This window comes from Nocardia jinanensis, from assembly GCF_014645735.1.
GTDB lineage: Bacteria > Actinomycetota > Actinomycetes > Mycobacteriales > Mycobacteriaceae > Nocardia > Nocardia jinanensis.
In genome coordinates this window covers 302,625-320,748 of the sequence record NZ_BMMH01000003.1, presented here as the reverse complement: position 1 = coordinate 320,748, position 18,124 = coordinate 302,625, and the positions used below count along the sequence as shown (strand labels likewise).

Below are 18,124 nucleotides of genomic sequence, written 5' to 3'. Positions count from 1 at the left end.
TCATCTCCTCCGCCACAGCAGGATTCCGGCGAACGGCAGGCCGACCAGCAACTGTGCGGTGAATTCCTCTCCCGTATTCGCTCGGGTGGATTCCGTCCGCCCGGCGGCGTCTCGTAACCTCGGGGTGTGCGCGCACTCGAGCAGATCCAGCAATGGCCGGTCCGGCATGCGTCGGCGGGTGTGGTCACCCGGGACGGCCGGTGGTCGGCCGGTGATCCCGATCGGGTCTTCCGGCTCGCGTCGGTTACCAAACCCCTGGTCGCGTACGCGGTGCTGGTGGCCGTGGAAGAAGGGGCGATCGAACTCGATCAGCCTGCCGGGCCGCCCGGTTCGACCGTCCGGCACCTGCTCGCCCACACCTCCGGGGTGGCCTTCGACACCACCGATATCCTCGCCCGGCCCGGTGCCAAGCGGATCTATTCGAGCGCGGGATTCGAACTACTGGCCGATTCGGTCACCGAGCACACCGGTATCCCCTTTCCGGAGTACCTGCGTGAGGCCGTATTCGAACCACTGGGCATGTCCGGTTCCGAGTTGACGGGGTCGGCCGGGCACGGCGCGCAGTCCACCCTCGCCGACCTCTTGCGTTTCGCCGCCGAACTTCTCGAACCGCGGCTCGTCTCGGCGCAGACCCGCACCGAAGCCACTACCGTCCAGTTTCCGGGCAGCAATGGTGTGCTGCCCGGTTTCGGCTCACAGCGGCCCAACGATTGGGGCCTCGGTTTCGAGATCCGGGACGGTAAATCGCCGCACTGGACCGGCACCACCAACTCGCCCGCGACTTTCGGTCATTTCGGCCAGTCGGGGACGTTCCTGTGGGTGGACCCGCGATACGACGTGGCCTGTGTGGCCTTGAGCGACGAGAATTTCGGTGATTGGTCGCGCGAAGTATGGCCTCCGTTCAGCGATTCGGTTCTCGCGGAGACCACACTCGCCCGCAACACGGCACCGAAGTAACACGTGTAACTCCGGGCACTCGAGTACACTCGGGCAACGCCTTTTCGACGTACCCGTTGGGGAAGACGAGCATCGTCGAAACCGGAGGTGTAGAGGTGCGCGCATCGTCCCGATACGCGGAGGCCACGGCGGGTGTGGTGTACATCCACTCGTCGCCCACCGCGCTGTGCCCACATATCGAATGGGCACTCGCGGCCGCTCTCGGCGCCCCCTCCGGTCTGCGCTGGACCGCGCAACCCGCGGCCCCTGGGCAACTCCGGGCAACGACCGAATGGATGGGCCCGGTAGGTACCGCCTCCCGTATCGCGCAGTCCCTGCGTTCCTGGCCGGTCCTGCGGTTCGAGGTGACCGAAGATCCCAGTGAGGGCGTCGACGGCGAGCGCTACAGTTTCGTCCCCGCCTTGGGTCTGTGGCACGGCTCCACCAGTGCCAACGGAGATGTGATGGTCGGCGAGATGCGGCTACGGGTCCTGCTGCAGGCCGATCGTGAACTGGGCCGGCACTCGGGATTCGATCTGGCGGGCGAACTCGATCGGACCCTGGGTACGGCCTGGGACGAGGACCTCGAGGTCTACCGGACCGGCAATGCGGGCGCCGAGGTCACCTGGTTGCGCCGCGACGTCGGCTGAGTGCGGATCCTTCTGTCAGGTCCTGGTCGGTCCCGCCCATCCGGCGGCGGCCAGGACCCGGGTCAGCTCCCGCCAGCGACGTTGCCGATGGCGGAACATCAGCCGGACGAACAACCGGATGCCCGGTCCGCGCCAGCCGTTCTCGATCTCGACCTCGTCGGTGTAGCGGCAGCTGGTCTCGCCGACGGGGGTGAAGGTGAGGCGATGGTTCCAGACCCGCACCGGTCCGCCGCTCTCGTTCGTGTAGATCTCGGTGGCGCCCACATGCACCAGAGTGAGCCGATGGGTCCAGCTCGGTATCACGCCGAACCACCACAGCCGGGCCGCGCCCGACGCGCCCGGCACGATCTGATCGGGAAACAGCAGGCCGGGGACCCGGAGCAGGGGAGCGACAACGTATTCGAAAAGTTCCGGGCGCTGGGCCAGCAGGCAGGCGTCCCGGGCGGGGATCGGTAGTTCGGTCGACAGCGTGACCTTGCTCATCGACCCATGATGACGAACGGCGTCGCGGCGGGCAATGGACCGGTGAGCGGCGAGGTCCATCCAATTATGGACAGTTCGTTACATAATGGTTTATGGTGAGCGTATGGCCCGCCCCCGGAACTTCGATCAGGAACAGGTCGTCGACGCCGCGACGCTCCAGTTCCGGCGTGCCGGACTGCACGCGACCAGCGCCGAGGATCTCTGTCGCGCAACAGGTTTGGGGCGCAGTAGCCTCTACAACACCTTCGGCAGCAAAGATGAACTGTTCGCGCAGTGTCTCGAGGCATATCTGGGCCGGACGCTGGCGCGCACCGAGGAGATCATCGGCGATTCCGATCGCGGGGTGGTCGAACGTATCGAGGCGATGCTCCGGGCGGTCGCGGCCGAGGAGGCGGAACGGACTGCCACCGGAGCGCCGCGCGGATGTCTCGCGGTGAACACGGTGACCGAGCTGGCCGACGACCCCGAGCACCAGGGGAGTATCGAACGTATCGGCCGTGACACGGCCGCGCGCCTGGCGATGCTGGCGGCGGTGCTCCGGGTAGGGCAGGCGACAGGGGAGGTCACCACGAGTGTTTCCGCCGAAGGGCTCGCGGCCTTCGTGAATTCCGCGGTCGCGGGTCTGCGGGTGTCGTCGCAGGGCCGGGTCGCGGCCGGATGGTGCGACGAGATCATCGCAGCGGCATTGCGTGCGCTGCGGCCGGGGCGGCTGGACGACTGAAGCGGAACGGGCCCATCGGCCCGTTGCCGTGGGCGCATTTTGAACTATTCGTTACAAATCAGGAGATTCCTTTGATTCCGTCCTCGTCCGCCCGCACCACTGTGGTGCCGGCAGCGGTCTATGTACTCGCGGTAGGTATTTTCGCGATGGTCACCAGCGAATTCGCGGTCGCCGGTCTCATGCCGCAATTGGCCGAGAGCCTGCACACCGGAATCGCGCAGATCGGTTATCTCGTCACGGTCTTCGCCGCCGCGATGGCGCTCGGCGGTCCCGTTCTGATCCTGGCGCTGCTGCGGATACCGCCGAAGCCCGCGATCATGATCGTCTTCGCGATCTTCTTCGCCGGAAATCTACTGGCCGCGCTGGCTCCCTCCTACGCGGTAATGGTCGTCGCCCGCGTGGTGACCGGTATCGCCGCGCAGGCGTTCTTCGGCTTGGCCGTTTCGCTAGCCCTGCGGCTCGTCGACGAACAGATCCGTGGCCGGGCCGTATCCGTCGCGATGAGCGGGCTCATGCTGGGCACGCTGCTCGGTCTACCGCTGGCCACCTTCGTCGGCGGCCGGCTGGGGTGGCAGGCTGCGTTCTGGACGGTGGCCGTCCTGACAGCGCTGGCGGCGGCGCTCACGCTGGTCTTCGTACGGGAACCCGGCCGACCGGCCGAAACCGAAAACGACCCGGCTCCCTCGATGGCCACCGAACTGCGTGCGCTCCGTCGTCCCGAACTGCTCCTGGCGCTGCTCTCCAGCACCCTGATCATCGGCGCGACTTTCTCCGTATTCAGCTTCCTCACCCCGGTTCTCACTCGTCTCACCGGATTCGGGGAGGGCGCGGTTCCCCTGCTACTGCTCGCCTACGGTGCCGCGACGGTGGTGGGTAATGCGGTCGTGGGGCGTCTCGCGGATCGGCACACCGTCGGCACACTCCTGACCGGCACCTTGCTCAATATCGTGTTCCTCACCGGTTTCGCCGTCTGCACGGGTTCCCGGCCGCTGGCGGTGCTGTTCATGCTCGGCATCGGGTTGGTGGGCGTGACGATGAATCCGGCCATGGCGGTACGGGTCCAGCGCGCGGGCGGTACCGGGGTCGTGGTGAACACGGTCCACACCTCCTTCATCACGCTCGGGGTCATCGTCGGTTCGGCCATCGGTTCGAGCCTGGTGCCCACTTTCGGACTACGGGCACCGCTGGTACTGGGTGTCGCACTGGCGGTCCTGGCGATAGCCGCGATCGCCCCGGCGCTGCGGTCCCCCTACCTGCGGCACGAGGCGCAGCAGGGTGGAAAGGCCGAACTCCAGTACGCGGACGCGTAGCTGCCCGGATGCCTGCCGGCTCGGCCCGACCGCGCAGAGCGGTCGGGCCGAGCGGACGAGTCGGCGAAGGTCACCGGGTAGTCAGTGCATCGCCCTGTTCATGGTGTGGCCCGTCCGGCGCCTCAGGGCGCCTACGGGTTCTGCCCGCGCTGCTCGATCAGCCGATCGACGATCGTCGGGGTGGTGAGCCCTAGGTGGGGGTAGTCACGCGCGAGCAACGGGAGCAACAGCGAACCGACCTGCATCAACGTATTGGACCCGGAAACACTCCGATTCGGCGTGTCGTCGAGCACTTCTCGCACGGATTCCATCTGCCGGGTGGTGGCGGCCGCCTGGATGCCGCTGGTCTCCAGTGATTGGAAACCGGGGCAGAAACCGGGTCGGTTCTTCGCGCGAGCCTCCTTGGCCTCGCCCGCGACGGTGATCGAGGCGATGTGTGCGGTCTCCTCGTCGAATCTGATGTCGAACTGCGGTGGTCTGCGTGGTTCGGTGAACTCGCCGAGCGTGGTGAAGGTGACGCCGGCCATCACACTGAACTTCTGCGGGGACTGGATCACGGCATGCTGGATATCGGCCCACGGGGTGCCCGCGATCGTATCCGTATGGTTGCCGAGGCTGTCCACGAAACCTCGCATCACCTGCTGCACACTGGTCATATTGGTTGCCGCGCTCAGTACGGATCTATCCCCGGGGGCAATGGGCGGTACGTCATCGTCGACGAAGTGGGCGGGCAGATCCAAGTCGGCTCGCCGCTCCGGCGGGATGGCATCGAGGATGGGAGTGCGAGCGGCCGATCGTTCATCCTTGATGGCGGCGATATCGCGCCATACCGGATCGACCGCTTCCCAACCCGCGTCGAGAAACCCGACCGCGGCCTGTAGGAACGCGTGTTGACCGCCCGACCGCGGATAGCCGTCCTGAGCGTGCATGACATAGTGGTCGTCCAGCCAGCTGGCCGCATAGGCGGGTGGTTCGTTCTCATACGACGCCGTAAGCGCCGCCCGGACCTGCTCGGGATGACGCAGCATGAGATTCAATGCCGATTCGCCGATCTTGAACTGAACACATCCGGATGCGATCGAGCGTTCCATCGAATACCGCATATAGGCGATCTGATCGGGTGGAAACAGCTGGGACAGCGGCATCTCCACGCGGGCGCCCTTGATATTGAGCGCGACGTCCTCGGTGACGAATCGCCGTCCCAGTTCCGCGATCGCAGCCCGGCCCTGAGCCGGATCGGCGAGGACCGCCTGCATCCCTTCTTTCTGGAACGCGCGCACACGGGAGACGATCTCTCGCCGGATCTCGACCGATGGGCTCCACTCCGTCGGGCCACTGTGGTCGGGGCCGTCGGCCGTGGTGTCGGTGTCCTCCGCGGTGTCGTTGTCGTCCCCCTGCTTGTCGTCGGGGTGTGTGTCATCGGAACCGATGCGGTCGGCCCGATCACCGGAGGTTTCCGGGCCGGGGTCGGCGGCGGGAGCGGATTCGGGTGCGCCGGTCGCATCCATCGGATCGGCGGTGCGGCCGATCTCCTCATCGGCCCGCCGGGGCCCGAGATCCGGGGCCGTCGGCGGGGCGGTGTCCAGTGTCGCCGGATCGACCGACGCTCCTTCCGGCCGGTTCGCCATCCCGGACGCCGGATCGGCGGTCCGGTTCCACGGCGACGGAGGAGCGTCGGCCGCTCGGAGCCTCGCGGCGGCTGGACGGTCGGCGGTCCACGGTGAACGGTTCTGCGGCTTCTCGCCGTGCGAGGGCCGGAGGCCGGCGCCGTCGTCGTTCGCGGGCCGCGGTACGGCGGAGCCCGGTCGGGCGGGGGCGTCGGGATCGCGGATCGGTGGGGTATGGGCCGAGTCCGCGGTATCTGTGGCGGGTTTCGCGGGGGGATCGGTCCGGACGATGTCATCGGAACGCCCCTCCGGCGGCGTGGCATCGTCGGCACGGCGCAGCGAATCAGGTTCGGAGACACTCTGTTCGGGTAGGTGATCAGCCTCGGATGGAGTGTTCGACTCCTGGTCTGCCGATCTGTTCCGGATCTCGGCGTCGATATCGGCGGGCGGACCGTCCGGTTCTTTCAGTGGGCGGCCGGTGTTCTCGGGCGGCAGCACCCCGGATGGCCGCCGGGGGTCTTCCGGACCCCTGGGAGAGCCGCCCGAATCATCGAGTTTCGGGGGATCGGTATCGAGACTGCGTAGTGCGTCGGGGCCCGCGGTGTGTACCCGGATGCCGGCGCCGGCCGCCTCCACGAATCCGCCGGCGAATCCGGCAACGGCATTGTCGCGCACCACCGCGAACATCTCACCGAGGCTGTTGTACTGGTCACGATGGATGATCAACGACGGAATTGTGCTTGCCGCACCACCGGCCAGTCCACCGGCACTTCCGAGCAGCATCGTGCCGCCCAGATGCGCGGCGAAAAGGCGGAATTCACCGGCCCCGGCGGAGGGAGCCAGCCGCTTCAGCAACACGGGGGCCAGCCGGCGACCCACTTCCGCGCCGAACATACCGCCGAATGCAGCCGCGGCCGTGAGTTCCAGCAGTGATCCGGTATCGAATCGCCCACGCACCCCGCTCGCTATATCCCATAGCTGCGCGGGGACGCCGGTACCTGCACCGAACAGAGCACCGACTCCGGCAGCCTTGCCGGCATCGAGCGCCGCGGCCCGCAATCCGGCCCGTCGGGCTGCCGCCGCAGCACCCTGCTCGGCCGTGGTACGCACCAATTGCGCCACTGCCGTACGCATGGTCTGTTCGGCGGCGAGTCGATCCGACAGTGCCTTGACTCCGCCGCCCTGGAAGAACAGCAGCGCATCCCACATCAGCTGCATGCCCAGGGCGATGCCCGTGATGATGACCAGGTGGCGAGTCCGGGCGGCGGCATCGGCTGCCGCGTGGCACTGGTGCCCCAGGTCTTTCAGGACGGTGGCTTGCGCACGCGTGCATTCGACCTTGCCGCGGTGGCGTTCGGCGAGAGCTCTACCAGCGTCACCGTCGAGAGCGCCCACTGTTCGCAGCGCGGAGAGCTCGTATCGCGCGGCTAGTGCCTCGAGCTCGTTGCCCGCCAGGATCGCCGCGTCGCCACGAGCACGTGTCATCTCGTCGTCGAGCTCCGGTATTTCCCCGATCACCAGGTCGATCAGGGCGCCGGGTATCTCCGCCATCAATTCGGCTGTGTCTGCCACGGTGCTTCCCGTTCGTGTATTCCTGGGCGTTCGCGGTATCAGTAAACCGCCGCGTGCTCACGCTGATTCTCAGCGCTGAGAACTCCGTGGATCTGAATACTGTAGTGCGCGTGTGCATTACATACTTCGAGACGGCGGAGTGATGGTATGGCTGAAAAGTTCCGGGCCAAGCCGGACAGGCTGCACGCCGCCGCGCCGGAGTTCGACCGAATCGGCGCCGAGGCCGCGGATATTCTGCGGCGTCTCCGCGACGCGGTGGATCTGACGGGCCGGCCCTGGGGTGGTGACGACACCGGTCGAGCCTTCGCCGAGACCTACTGTCCGGACGAAGCGCAGGCCTTGGGGGATCTGGACGATCTGACCCGGGCGCTGCAACAGACGGGGGACGAGCTGCGGGCTGTGACAGGCGTATTCGAAAGCGTCGACCTGGTGTCGGCCCGCGCCGTCCTCCAACCAGATACCGCGCCGACGGAACTGGCTCCGCCGCAACAAGGTACACCGTTGCACGCTGTCGACCGCGCGCCCGATTCGGCCCGGCCGGTCACCGGCGCACCGGCAGCGAGCCGATCGGCGAATCCGGCCCGTACGCCGAATCTGCCCGGAGCGATACCCGAGCCGTCGAACCCGGTCGCGGACAACGCCACCGCGCCCACACCGTCCCCCGATCGACTACCGGGGGAGGCGATGCCCGCCCGGTCGACCACCGGCCCGATGGATACCAGGGCGGCCGACGCACCGAACACTGTCACGAGCCGGACCGGCGCCGCCCGGCCGACGCCGGCGGGCAGGCTGAATACGAGGCAGACCCCGGGCCCGTGGATCGAACGGTCGGCTGCCGCCCGCGATGATCGAACCACCGTTTCGCGCACCGGTGCCGACCAGGCCTCGGCAACTGCTACCACCAAGCCGGGAAAACCGTCACCGTGGTCCACCGCGACCGGCGGCCGCCCGCTGATCAGTACTCGGGCCACGTCGGACACCCCGCCGCGGTTGCCCGGCCCGATCGCGCCACGACAACCGGACCGGATCGTCCGGCCCTCCCGGCCGGACGACGCAGTGGCGGATGAATCGCTCGCGGCCCGCCTGGTCGGAGAACTCGCCGAGCGGTACGGGGTGCGAGGGTTCGGTTTCGATACACCGGGGATTCCCGACGAAGTGCTGATCGAAGTAGCCGCCGCGGTCGGCGATCTGCTGCCCAGATATCCGATGATCGGCTTATCCGCCATCGGTTTCGGTGAACTCCCGGACCTGGTCCACCACGACGGGTTTCCGCACTGTCCGCGAATCACTCTGTCCTACCGAGCCGCCACAGCTCCGGCTGATCTGCACCAGCTGATCACCGACGCCGAGCAGGCGGGACTCTTCGCCGCCGGATGCGCCGAGCGGCCGGTCTACTCCCTGGTCGTGCGGGAACTGGGTGCGCTGCTGGACTCCATCGGCGCGCACCGCGCCCGCACCGGCGCGCAACGTGCCCTGATCACCGCGTATCTGTCCCAGGCCGACCCCCACGAGAAGTACTCGTTGCGCCGAACCGTGACCGGATACCGACGCTGGCGCGCGCAGCTGCCGGGCCGGAGTTTTCATGGGCGGCAACTGGACCCGGGTCCGGCGCTATCCGAGGCTTTCACCGGCGTCGTTCTGGCCCCCGGCCGGGCCGCGCCGCCCGCGCATGTACTGTCCCACCTCCTGGTGGCCGGTGCCGAACAATCGGCCGACACCGGGCAGGGCATTCGACCGGTATGACGTTCGATCGTCACAGGCCGAAGGTGTGTACATGGTTCTGCGTCCTTGCCCTCCCCGTCGTAGCTCTGGTCCATGTGCGGAGTGCGCCTACGGGGTCGCAGGGCGGCCGAAGGCGGAAGCCTGTGCCCGATCGGACGCGGCAATGCTAACGTCGCGGAACGGAGTCGAATTCTTCTGTGTAAGAGTTCTGTTCTCTCGTGGCTCGAGTTGTCCGGCACGGAAGGAGTCCGGCATGACGCAACGGAATCGCCGACACGGCGCCGCGCCGGGACCGCGGGCCGGAACGACGGCGGTCGTCACCGGTGGCGCCCGCGGCTTCGGCAAAGCGTTCGGGACCGCCCTCGCCGGCGAAGGCGCCGCCGTCGTCCTCATCGATATCGATGCCGCGGCGGTCGAGCAAACGGCGACCGATATCCGGCACTCCGGAGGATCCGCGACCGGTTTCGCCGGCGACGTCACCGACGAGGCCGCCATGAACGCGATCATGGGCCGGGCCGCTGCCGTCCACGGCGGAATCGACATCCTCATCAACAACGCAGGTCTGCACAGCGACGAGTACAGCAAACCCATCCGGGAGATGGGTCCGGCGAAGACGCGCCGGCTCTTCGAGGTCAATGTCGTAGGCGTGATCGCCTGTACCCTCGCTGCCCAGCCGCATATGGTCCACCGGGCCGGAGCCAGCATCGTCAATATCGCCTCGGCGGCAGCGCATCTGGGCGGCACCGCCTACGGCACATCGAAACTCGCCGTTGCCGGACTGACCATCACGTTCGCCCGAGAACTCGGCGCCGACGGTATCCGGGTCAACGCGATCTCACCCGGCATGATCTTCACCGACACCATCCGCGCCGAATTGCCCGACGCGGTACAGCAACGCGTGAAGGCGATGCAGTTCATCGATACCGACGGTGCGGAAGCCGATGTGGTCGAGGCGATGCTGTACCTGACCTCGGATCGGGCCCGGTTCATCACCGGTGAAACACTGCGGGTGACCGGCGGTATGGCCTCCGGTACCTGATCGGCGCGAAGTGGAGGGCCGGTTGAGCCTCGACCGGATCCGCGCGCCCCGCCACCCATCAGCTACTTCGATACACGTCCTGATTCAGTGTTCATGCAGGTCGGCGAACGCGGCGCCGCGCGGAGCGGCGGGCCTTGTGTAGTGCGGTTCGCCACGCAAGTCCCGAGAGGGCAACGGATTCACGAACGAGCGCGCCCGGCTCGTTCGCCGCGAGCTTCGCGGCCTCCCGGCCGACGATCGCAGCGACGCCGCGTTTGGTGGCAGCATTCGCCTTGGCCCGGCTCCCGCTGTCGTAAGGAGGGCGCGGGTCGTACTCGATCACCAGCTGAGCGGCACGAGCCACATCGTCCCCGGCGACTTTGCCGACCAGCCACAGGGCCAGGTCGATGCCGGCCGAGACACCGGCACCGGTGACGATCTTGCCGGCGTGCACGATCCGTTCGTCGCGTACCGGCCGGGCGCCGAGTCCCTCGAGCACCGTCAGCTCCGCCCAGTGCGTGGTGGCGGGCTGACCGTCGAGCAGGCCGGCGCTGGCCAGTACGACCGAGCCGGTGCAGACCGACGCAGTCCACTGCGTGGTCTCGTGCACTCGCCGCAGCCATTCGAGCAACCGGCGATCCTTGGCGATCGTGGCGCTGGCGGTACCGGATCCGCCGATCAGGACGATATCGGGTGCCGGGGTTTCGTCGTACGAATGTGTCGCCGCCATCACGAAGATGCCGCTGTCGGCGATCACGGGACCGGGCTCGGCCGATACGAAGCGCAGCTCCGCTCCGGGGATGAACCGGAGCACTTCGTAGGGTCCGACGATGTCCAGCGCGGTCATGCCGGGGTAGACGACAATCGCGATCTGCATGATTACTCCTTCACGAGGCCTTCGGTGTGGTCTGGAAATGCTGGCGATATCGACCGGGTGTGGTCGCCGCGCGACGGGCGAATGCCCGGTACAGGGTCTCGGGCCGTCCGAACCCCACACGGGTCGCGATGGCAGGGACGAGCAGATCTGTCGTCTCGAGCAGAATCTTGGCTGCCTCCACGCGCAACGACTCGACGAGAACTGCCGGCGTGACGCCGACCTCCTTACGGAATACGCGCGCGAAATTGCGCGGGCTCATAGCCACCCGGGATGCGAGAGTGTCCACAGACAGGTCCTCGCCGAGATGCTCGGGCAGCCAGCGCTGCAGCTCGACGAGCGCGGGGGTGCGCGCCGAAGCGCTGCGCATATGCACGCTGAACTGCGATTGCCCACCGGGGCGGCGCAGAAAGACCACGAGCCAGCTCGCCGCGCGGTGTGCGGTCTCCGGACCGTAATCGGCCTCGACCAGCGCCAGCGCGAGGTCGATGCCGGCGGTGACGCCGGCGGAGGTCCACCGGTCGCGGTCGTGGACATAGATGGCGTCGTGCTCGACATCGATGAGCGGATAGTTGTCCCGCAGCGACTCACACGCCGCCCAATGCGTGGTCGCCCGATAACCGTCGAGCAGCCCGGCCCTGGCAAGGATTTCCGCGCCCGAGCACACCGACGTGGTGCGCCGCGCGGTAGCCGAGATACGCCGGAGATCTCCCAGCGCGGCCGGATGGTCGTCGGCGAAGCGATACACGCCCAGCCCCCCGGCGACGAGCAACGTATCGATTGCGGGCCGTCTTGTGGCCGCACGGATCGGGATATCCGCGCCGAGGGTGATGCCGCTCTCCGTGCGCACCGGCTTCCCGTCCGGCGACGCCAGCACGGCCCGGTAGCCCGGGCCTGTACCCAGCAGCGAGGCGGCCGAGAAGACATCGGTCGGACCGGCCACATCGAGCAGGGCGCAGCCGTCGAAGACGATGACTACGACCTCGCGGACCGCGGCTGCACTCTGCACACACAGATCGTCGCCGCAACGCCGAATGGCGGCAAGGACAAGTTCATGGCGATTTCAGCCAATTCCCCGCGCCGGCACAACCGGCTGTCGGCGCCCGAAGCGGCGCACTGTAGCCGAACGACTGTCCGTTGCCGAGCGACTGGGAAGCGACCGGCTCGCGGTGCTTGTCGTGACCGGCGACGGACAGCTTGCACCGGCCGTCATCGCAGGAGCGCTCCAGCCGGCCCCTCGAAAGGGTCTGCATCAGCCCGACAGCCCAGCACGTCGGGCAACCACGCAGCGCGATCAGAGCGACGGGCAGGAGCATCAGGCCGACCGGTCCGACGATCGGGATCAGCCCGACCGAGCCGATCAGCGCGCCGAAGCCCACCGCGCCGCGCACCAGGTGCTCGGGCAAGGACGCGCTCGCGAAATCGGGAGCGTCAAGGTTTTTTCCGGTCATCTTTTCCTCCGGGAGCCGGGTCGGATATGGCCTGTAGTGCTTGTCGGACCGCCGCGCGGGCCCGGTGCAGACGGGATTTCATCGCCGGCACGTTCAAGCCCAGCGCATCGGCGACCATCCGCCCGCTGTAGCCCTGGATATCGCGCATGATCAGCACGCGGCGTTGGTCCGGGGGCAGAGCGGCGACCGCCGCCGCCACCCTGCCCGCTTGCAGCCGTTGCAGCACCTCGTCCTCGGCCGAGGCGGCTACGGCGGTGTCCTGCCACGGTGTGTGGTCCGGCAGCCTGTTCCGCGCGCGTCGCAGGCATTCGTTGCGGACGATGCGGAACATCCATGCCGCCAGAGCGCCGGAGGCCCGCAGCATCCCGATCTTGCGATACAGGATGATCAGGGCCTCCTGCGCCGCGTCCTCGGCATCCTCCGGAGTGGCGCACAGGGAGCGGGCGAAGCGCTGAATATTCGGATGCGAGCCCGACACCAACGCGGCGAGCGCATCGACGTCACCACCCTGCGCGGCGACGATCAACTGTGCGGCGGGCCAGGTCGAATCAGCCACGCCCAGCTCGTTTGCGTCTCATGACGAACACGCACGTGCAGAGCAGCACCAGCCAGACGGCGATACCGATACCGATGATCACGACAACCTCCCTATCCGTCCCGACGTCTATCGGGACGAATATAAGAGGCTCGGACCGCGCCGAAGGATTCGCCGGCGCCCCGAAATCTCGGACTCCGCCCGCTTTTCAGTGGCCGGCCGTCGCACCACGATATGCCGGTCTATCAGCGCAAGTCCGTGTTTCGAACGCCCTGTGGCGGGTCTACTTGCTCGAGCTCGGTCCAGCCGCTCCAGCCCCGCTTCTTCAGTAATTCGGTCAATCGCCGGGCCGGTGGCCAGGTGTCGAATGCCAGCGTGTCCAGAAGTTCGACCAAGGGTGGCTCGATGTGGGGACTATTGAGATATTCCTCGCCCTGGTCGTCGGCTATCCGGGAGATGTAAGAGGCCATCTTGTCGGCCAACTCGGAAAGTCTTCGGTCATCGGGCTGATCCAGAGCCTGGCCCAGCGTTCGATAGAAGTCGATGAGTTGGGGGTCGGCGATCTGTTTCAGCTTGCGTGTGACCCACTCCGGGACCCGCTCCGGCGAACGCGCGACCAGCGGGATCCAACCGTCGCGTTCGACCTGGACGATCCGCTCGTCGACTCCGAGTGCCCGCAGCTGGTCGAGAAATTCGACCAACTGCGGAGGCAGCGCCAGATTGTCCCCGGCAGCGAGGCGGGCGATCCGATCGCGCAGCCGCTGTCGCTGCCGGATCTCGGCCCGCAACTGCTTGTCGATGTCTTCGACCGCTGCCGCGAACTCCGCTGCGTCGGCCTGCAGGAGCTCCCGTACGCGCGCCAACGGAACCCCGGCCTCGGCGAGCGTCCGGATCCTGATCAGCTCGACCACAGCAGCAGCGTCGTACCTTCGATAACCGGAGTGATCCCGCTCCGGCTCCGGCAGCAGTCCTTTGGCGTGATAGTGCCGCACCGCTCGTACTGTCACTCCGGCGTACGCGGCCACCTCGCCGATAGTAAGCATCGAACCAGTCTCCTCGACCTGAGCAGGGTTACGGAGTCGTCCGCCCGGACCTGCCCTGCGTGTCCCGGATGATCCGGGCGATTTCCCGGGAGCGGGTGACGACCAGTCCGTGACCGGCGTCGAGCCACGATGCCGAGATGTGCGGTTGGTCGCGGACCAGCCGCTCGATACCCTCCCGCCAGTTCTGATTACGCCACGGTGCACGCCCTTCACCGCTGTCGCCGGCCATCGAAGTCGACATGATCACGCTGATCGGACAGTCGATCTTCCGATATCGGCCGAGGATCGCAGACCGCACCACGTCCACCTCGAGATTCAGGTCGAGTATTTCCTGTGCGGTGAGCATCACCTGACGTGATGTGCCTTCCAGCCCCTTGGTCCATGCCGCGAGGCCGTCGAACATCGCACGGAACTCCGGCAGATCAGCCTCGGTGACGAATGGTTCGGGCACCGGGTTCGCCCCGTCGATGAGAACCATCTCGGCCACAGTGCCGGGATACTCGGAGACGTAGTGCACGACCAGGTCCGCACCCAGCGAGTGGCCCACGAGCACGGGATCCGGCAAGCCGAGGCGTCCCACCTCCGCCATAACGGCGCGGAAATCACCCAAGAACGCCGTGAAGGAATACCGGCCGGCGGCCGAGGAGAAGCCATGGCCCCTCAGGTCGAAGGTCACCACATCGTGATCGCGCCGCAGCAGATCGGTCAGCTCGCGTAGATCCGCCTGTGTTGTGAGGAGCCCGGGGCACAGAACCAGTGGTCGTCCCATACCGCCTCGGGACACCGCGATCGTGACGCCATCGTGGCGGACGGTGAAGTGATCGACTCTCGCAGTCATGCGGACCATGGTGCGAGGTTGACCCTGCGTCAAGGTCAACTGTCGAAGCGCAGAGGCCTCTCCGAGGTGTTATAGCCGCTGACGTTCACCGAAGCCGCCGGCCGGGCACGGCGCGCATAGCTCCGAGCGGGCCTTCGAAAGCCTGGATTTAGATCCGCATGGGTTCCTCGCCGGGGGACAACGGGGCTGTGTCCCGCGCTGCCCGTCTCAGTGCGGTGTAGGCGATCTCGCGGGCTTCGGCTGTGGCCCAGCGCGGCATGGTGGGCGCTATGTCCCAGCCGAGGAGCTGGTGCGCCGGCGAAGGCTGGCTGTGGTGGACCACCGTCGCGGCCTTTCTTGTCGAGGACGGACTCCGCGCTCCTATACCGTCAACGGCGGTATGATCGGGCGCATGGCTGGCCGCAAGACATCGGTATCGTTCGACGAGGAGACCCTGGAGATCCTCGCCCGCCGCGCAGCAGAAGCGGACCTGGACCGCTCCGCCTACCTCGCGCAGTTGGTCCACCGCGACGACCTGCGCCGCCGGATTGCCACTGACAGCGCCACCTTGAACGCCGCCGGATATACCCCTGATCGCGCGTCCGCGATGACCGCGAGCCTGATCATGCAGCGCCGGTCTGTCGGCTGATGGCTTCACCCAAGTTCGGCGAGGTGTGGAACGCCCCGTCCGGCTCGGTCCTGCCCGGCGGAATGCTGTGCCTCGTCGTCAGCTCTGACGACTACCACCGCATCCGACGTCAATACATCATCGTCGAGGTGGTCAGCGAACCATTAGCCGGCGACGCCATCCTTTGCGACCTTGGCCCCGTAGGCACCGCGCTTACCGGCGCCCCGTTTACCGTCGGGCCGAGTTGGTTCGCTGGTGCGGACGAACCGATCGCGGTCCTGGAAGAATCCACAGCCCGCCGCGCGGCCGACCAAATCCGTGCCATCCTCGGCCCCTGAGCCTGGCGCATTCATCTCTGACCGTGAATGTCCGTCTCACGGTCAGGATTGTGCGATGCTTTCTCGTTCAGTGTCGCGAGTACGGAGGGATCCGCAGAGGCTGACTCCTCGCCGACCACCGGAATGTCGAGAATCTCCCGTAATCCACGCGAGATCAGCCGCTCGGCCTCTCGATCTGCCACAGTGACCAGATCGCCTGGTTCCTTCTCTACGATCTGGTCGTTGATCAACCGGCGGAACCGTGGCCTTATCGCGATCTCCGCGGCATCGACCACAACTCGGGCCACCTCGTCGATCACGTCGTGAGACTAGCCGGGGTTCTCGGGGGTGGGGTGTTGCCGCAGGCGAAGGTCTACTTGCCGAGATGCTGCCTGCCCCACGTTTGCCCCACGAATCCGCCGTGAGGCAGATATTCCGGTGTTCATGTGGTCCTCTACCTGTGTCTTCTTGGTGGGCGCAGAGGGGTTCGAACCCCCGACCGCTGGTGTGTAAAACCAGAGCTCTACCGCTGAGCTATACGCCCGTATCCCCCGGAACGTGTCCGGGGGAACGGTCTATGAATCTAGCGCGGCGAGCGCTTTCTCCCAAGCCGCCTGGTCACGGGGCTCTCCGGGGCCGTTCATCTCCGCGAAACGGATGATTCCCTCCCGGTCCACGACGAAGGTGCCGCGGTTGGCGAAGCCCGTGGTGTCGTTGAAGACGCCGTACGCCTGGGCCACCGCGCCGTGCGGCCAGAAATCCGACAGGAGCGGGAACGTGTAGCCCTGTTCGGCCGCCCAGATCTTATGGGTGGGCGGGGGGCCGACCGAGATCGCGAGGATCTCGGTGTTGTCGTTCTGGAACCGCGGCAGTTCGTCGCGGACCTTGCACAGCTCGCCCTGGCAGATGCCGGTGAAGGCGAGTGGGTAGAACACGATCAGGATGTTCTTCTCACCGCGGTAGTTCGACAGCGAGACTTCCTGATTGTTCTGATCCTTGAGGGTGAACTCCGGCGCCGGGGCGCCGACCTCGAGGGGCATAAGATCCTCCGAATCTCGGGCCGCGCACCCCGCTGGGGGGTGCGCGGACAACTATGGGCGGCTCAGCGCTGCTTGGTGGGTGCCTTGGGCTGCACCAGACGGCTGGCGGACCATTCGCCGAGTTTGATGGCCGAGGTCTGGGTGAGACCGGCGGTGGGTGCGGCCTCGGCGATCTCACTGGGATCGACATGGCCGTCATTACCGGTTTTGGGGGTCAGCACCCAGATGAAACCCTCGTCGGCAAGTGGGCCGATGGCTTCCATCAGCTGGTCGACCAGGTCGCCGTCGCCGTCCCGCCACCACAGCAGTACGACATCGATGACCTCGTCGGAGCCCTCGTCCAGCAGTTCACTGCCGGAGGTCTCTTCGACGTCGGCCCGGAGGTCGTCGTTGGTGTCCTCGTCCCAGCCCAGCTCCTGAACGACCAAGCCGTGGGTGATGCCGAGCTTCTCTGCGTAATTCTGCGCGTCCGCCGCGGCGACCACGGTGGTGTCCTCCTCAACTCCCGACTACAGATACCTGCAAGCGAACATGGTTATCGGCCCTAACGCAAGCCGATCGGGTAGATCGAATTTCCGATGTCGCGAGAAAACCCTGGTGACGGGCGATCCGGGTCAGCTGGGGCAGGCATCGCGCACCGCGTTGCGCGCGTCGTTCACGCGCTTGCTCGCATCGTTGAGCGGACCCACCGGGGAGGTGTAGGTCATCTCCCGGGTGGCCTTGGAGAGGGCGCGGGCGGCGTCCACGTAGGCGACGAACTTCGTCTTCAACTCCTCGGGCAGCTGAGCGCCCGCGGTGTTCACTCCGCCCTCGACCTGATCGGCCGCGTCGTCGAGCGCGGTGACCGCGCCGTCGCGTTTGGCGTCGTAATCGGGCGCGTTGTTGTCGTGCGCGTCGACGAACTCGTTGTACTTGCTCACGCCGATGCCGGTGACGCCGGGGAATAGAGTGCAGTTGTCGGAGATGGCTTTGTCACGGGCGGCCGCGACCTGCGACGACGTCGCGGCGGCGGATGAGGATGACGCGTCTGCCCGGTAGGAGGTCGCCTCGGCCGCATTCGGCGTCGCGATACCTTCGACCTGCTGAGCGCAGCCGGCCACGGTGGCGCCGGCGACCAGTGCCGCCGCGGCGCAAACCAGTCCGAAACGGCGCGGGTCCAGCCCTTCCATCGTCCTCCCGACTCCTCGGTAACCGCTGCCTGTCGAACGGTACTGGATCGGCGACTGACATGATGATGTGGGACGTGCCACGCGAGGATGCGTGCGCGCCCGGAATAGTCGTCACGGGTGATCCGCACACCAGCGGGCCACTCGGGGTCACCGCAGCCATCAGCTCGACCACCCCCTGTACGAGGAGCAGTTTTGACCGATCTGATCCACTCTGGCGTCCCGGCGGAATCC

The 18,124-nt window shown here is 66.9% G+C and carries 20 protein-coding genes and 1 tRNA gene; 8 read left to right on the top strand and 13 right to left on the bottom strand.

Features of this window, described 5'->3' with window-relative positions:
- The first annotated feature begins 126 nt into the window (after window positions 1-126).
- Window positions 127-957 carry a serine hydrolase domain-containing protein gene (locus IEY68_RS10335; RefSeq protein ID WP_058852966.1) on the top strand — a complete coding sequence of 277 codons (831 nt, stop codon included), beginning with the start codon at window positions 127-129 and terminating at the stop codon, window positions 955-957.
- A 95-nt stretch (window positions 958-1,052) separates the two neighbouring features.
- The gene (locus tag IEY68_RS10330; RefSeq protein WP_058852971.1) at window positions 1,053-1,586 is read left to right on the top strand and encodes a DUF3145 domain-containing protein; all 534 of its coding nucleotides are present in this window, start codon (window positions 1,053-1,055) and stop codon (window positions 1,584-1,586) included.
- 15 nt (window positions 1,587-1,601) lie between these two features.
- On the opposite strand, the gene IEY68_RS10325 is transcribed toward IEY68_RS10330, so the two are convergent.
- On the bottom strand, window positions 1,602-2,069 hold the full coding sequence (locus IEY68_RS10325) for an Rv1443c family protein (protein ID WP_058852965.1): 468 nt from the start codon (window positions 2,067-2,069) through the stop codon (window positions 1,602-1,604).
- Window positions 2,070-2,172: 103 nt separating this feature from the next.
- On the opposite strand from IEY68_RS10325, the gene IEY68_RS10320 reads away from it, so the two are divergent.
- Together IEY68_RS10320 and IEY68_RS10315 are read left to right on the top strand one after the other, a co-directional pair.
- A complete protein-coding gene (locus IEY68_RS10320) occupies window positions 2,173-2,790 on the top strand; it encodes a TetR/AcrR family transcriptional regulator (RefSeq protein WP_058852964.1) in 618 nt (205 codons plus the stop codon).
- 71 nt (window positions 2,791-2,861) lie between these two features.
- Window positions 2,862-4,100 carry an MFS transporter gene (locus IEY68_RS10315; RefSeq protein WP_199804851.1) on the top strand — a complete coding sequence of 413 codons (1,239 nt, stop codon included), beginning with the start codon at window positions 2,862-2,864 and terminating at the stop codon, window positions 4,098-4,100.
- 131 nt (window positions 4,101-4,231) lie between these two features.
- Here the strand turns inward: IEY68_RS10315 and IEY68_RS10310 are convergent, their stop codons facing one another.
- The gene (locus IEY68_RS10310; RefSeq protein WP_189094197.1) at window positions 4,232-7,279 is read right to left on the bottom strand and encodes a hypothetical protein; all 3,048 of its coding nucleotides are present in this window, start codon (window positions 7,277-7,279) and stop codon (window positions 4,232-4,234) included.
- 147 nt (window positions 7,280-7,426) lie between these two features.
- Here IEY68_RS10310 and IEY68_RS10305 point away from each other — a divergent pair, with 147 nt between their 5' ends.
- Entirely contained in the window at window positions 7,427-9,022 is a 1,596-nt protein-coding gene (locus IEY68_RS10305; protein WP_058854965.1) for a WXG100 family type VII secretion target, read from the top strand.
- 232 nt (window positions 9,023-9,254) lie between these two features.
- Window positions 9,255-10,040, top strand: coding sequence for an SDR family NAD(P)-dependent oxidoreductase (locus IEY68_RS10300; RefSeq protein ID WP_058854964.1), 786 nt, complete (start codon window positions 9,255-9,257; stop codon window positions 10,038-10,040).
- A 91-nt stretch (window positions 10,041-10,131) separates the two neighbouring features.
- On the opposite strand, the gene IEY68_RS10295 is transcribed toward IEY68_RS10300, so the two are convergent.
- The 6 genes from IEY68_RS10295 to IEY68_RS10270 all read right to left on the bottom strand — a co-directional run bounded on the left by IEY68_RS10295 (window position 10,132) and on the right by IEY68_RS10270 (window position 14,760).
- On the bottom strand, window positions 10,132-10,896 hold the full coding sequence (locus IEY68_RS10295) for a DJ-1/PfpI family protein (RefSeq protein ID WP_058854963.1): 765 nt from the start codon (window positions 10,894-10,896) through the stop codon (window positions 10,132-10,134).
- A 10-nt stretch (window positions 10,897-10,906) separates the two neighbouring features.
- Window positions 10,907-11,902 carry a GlxA family transcriptional regulator gene (locus tag IEY68_RS10290; protein WP_058854962.1) on the bottom strand — a complete coding sequence of 332 codons (996 nt, stop codon included), beginning with the start codon at window positions 11,900-11,902 and terminating at the stop codon, window positions 10,907-10,909.
- Window positions 11,903-11,945: 43 nt separating this feature from the next.
- The gene (locus tag IEY68_RS10285) at window positions 11,946-12,344 is read right to left on the bottom strand and encodes a hypothetical protein (RefSeq protein WP_199804937.1); all 399 of its coding nucleotides are present in this window, start codon (window positions 12,342-12,344) and stop codon (window positions 11,946-11,948) included.
- On the bottom strand, window positions 12,325-12,900 hold the full coding sequence (locus IEY68_RS10280; protein WP_058854961.1) for an RNA polymerase sigma factor: 576 nt from the start codon (window positions 12,898-12,900) through the stop codon (window positions 12,325-12,327). Before IEY68_RS10280 ends, IEY68_RS10285 begins: the two co-directional genes overlap by 20 nt.
- A gap of 224 nt (window positions 12,901-13,124) precedes the next feature.
- Window positions 13,125-13,922: a MerR family transcriptional regulator gene (locus IEY68_RS10275; RefSeq protein WP_058854960.1), complete on the bottom strand. Its 798-nt coding sequence runs from the start codon at window positions 13,920-13,922 to the stop codon at window positions 13,125-13,127.
- A gap of 28 nt (window positions 13,923-13,950) precedes the next feature.
- Window positions 13,951-14,760, bottom strand: coding sequence for an alpha/beta fold hydrolase (locus tag IEY68_RS10270; RefSeq protein WP_058854971.1), 810 nt, complete (start codon window positions 14,758-14,760; stop codon window positions 13,951-13,953).
- Between the two features lie 391 nt (window positions 14,761-15,151).
- Here IEY68_RS10270 and IEY68_RS10265 point away from each other — a divergent pair, with 391 nt between their 5' ends.
- Complete coding sequence (locus IEY68_RS10265; protein ID WP_156426186.1) at window positions 15,152-15,388, top strand: hypothetical protein; 237 nt, start codon at window positions 15,152-15,154, stop codon at window positions 15,386-15,388.
- Window positions 15,388-15,705 carry a hypothetical protein gene (locus IEY68_RS10260; RefSeq protein WP_058854958.1) on the top strand — a complete coding sequence of 106 codons (318 nt, stop codon included), beginning with the start codon at window positions 15,388-15,390 and terminating at the stop codon, window positions 15,703-15,705. The genes IEY68_RS10265 and IEY68_RS10260 overlap by 1 nt, the downstream gene beginning before the upstream one ends.
- An 11-nt stretch (window positions 15,706-15,716) precedes the next feature.
- On the opposite strand, the gene IEY68_RS10255 is transcribed toward IEY68_RS10260, so the two are convergent.
- The 5 genes from IEY68_RS10255 to IEY68_RS10235 all read right to left on the bottom strand — a co-directional run bounded on the left by IEY68_RS10255 (window position 15,717) and on the right by IEY68_RS10235 (window position 17,893).
- Entirely contained in the window at window positions 15,717-16,004 is a 288-nt protein-coding gene (locus tag IEY68_RS10255) for an FIG domain-containing protein (RefSeq protein WP_058854957.1), read from the bottom strand.
- Between the two features lie 149 nt (window positions 16,005-16,153).
- A tRNA-Val gene (locus tag IEY68_RS10250) sits at window positions 16,154-16,228 on the bottom strand.
- Window positions 16,229-16,259: 31 nt separating this feature from the next.
- The gene (locus tag IEY68_RS10245; RefSeq protein WP_058854956.1) at window positions 16,260-16,724 is read right to left on the bottom strand and encodes a peroxiredoxin; all 465 of its coding nucleotides are present in this window, start codon (window positions 16,722-16,724) and stop codon (window positions 16,260-16,262) included.
- A gap of 62 nt (window positions 16,725-16,786) precedes the next feature.
- On the bottom strand, window positions 16,787-17,209 hold the full coding sequence (locus IEY68_RS10240) for a DUF3052 domain-containing protein (protein ID WP_058854955.1): 423 nt from the start codon (window positions 17,207-17,209) through the stop codon (window positions 16,787-16,789).
- A 129-nt stretch (window positions 17,210-17,338) separates the two neighbouring features.
- Window positions 17,339-17,893: an Rv2240c family protein gene (locus IEY68_RS10235; protein ID WP_058854954.1), complete on the bottom strand. Its 555-nt coding sequence runs from the start codon at window positions 17,891-17,893 to the stop codon at window positions 17,339-17,341.
- Window positions 17,894-18,124: the final 231 nt, after the last annotated feature.

Excerpts from the sequence above, each read along its gene's own strand:
- IEY68_RS10305 (WP_058854965.1), top strand. The coding sequence starts at position 7,427 with ATGGCTGAAAAGTTCCGGGCCAAGCCGGACAGGCTGCACGCCGCCGCG.
- IEY68_RS10265 (WP_156426186.1), top strand. The coding sequence starts at position 15,152 with ATGGCTGGCCGCAAGACATCGGTATCGTTCGACGAGGAGACCCTGGAG.
- IEY68_RS10245 (WP_058854956.1), bottom strand. The coding sequence starts at position 16,724 with ATGCCCCTCGAGGTCGGCGCCCCGGCGCCGGAGTTCACCCTCAAGGAT.
- IEY68_RS10300 (WP_058854964.1), top strand. The coding sequence starts at position 9,255 with ATGACGCAACGGAATCGCCGACACGGCGCCGCGCCGGGACCGCGGGCC.
- IEY68_RS10235 (WP_058854954.1), bottom strand. The coding sequence starts at position 17,893 with ATGGAAGGGCTGGACCCGCGCCGTTTCGGACTGGTTTGCGCCGCGGCG.
- IEY68_RS10270 (WP_058854971.1), bottom strand. The coding sequence starts at position 14,760 with ATGACTGCGAGAGTCGATCACTTCACCGTCCGCCACGATGGCGTCACG.
- IEY68_RS10325 (WP_058852965.1), bottom strand. The coding sequence starts at position 2,069 with ATGAGCAAGGTCACGCTGTCGACCGAACTACCGATCCCCGCCCGGGAC.
- IEY68_RS10320 (WP_058852964.1), top strand. The coding sequence starts at position 2,173 with ATGGCCCGCCCCCGGAACTTCGATCAGGAACAGGTCGTCGACGCCGCG.
- IEY68_RS10260 (WP_058854958.1), top strand. The coding sequence starts at position 15,388 with ATGGCTTCACCCAAGTTCGGCGAGGTGTGGAACGCCCCGTCCGGCTCG.
- IEY68_RS10275 (WP_058854960.1), bottom strand. The coding sequence starts at position 13,922 with ATGCTTACTATCGGCGAGGTGGCCGCGTACGCCGGAGTGACAGTACGA.
- IEY68_RS10295 (WP_058854963.1), bottom strand. The coding sequence starts at position 10,896 with ATGCAGATCGCGATTGTCGTCTACCCCGGCATGACCGCGCTGGACATC.
- IEY68_RS10285 (WP_199804937.1), bottom strand. The coding sequence starts at position 12,344 with ATGACCGGAAAAAACCTTGACGCTCCCGATTTCGCGAGCGCGTCCTTG.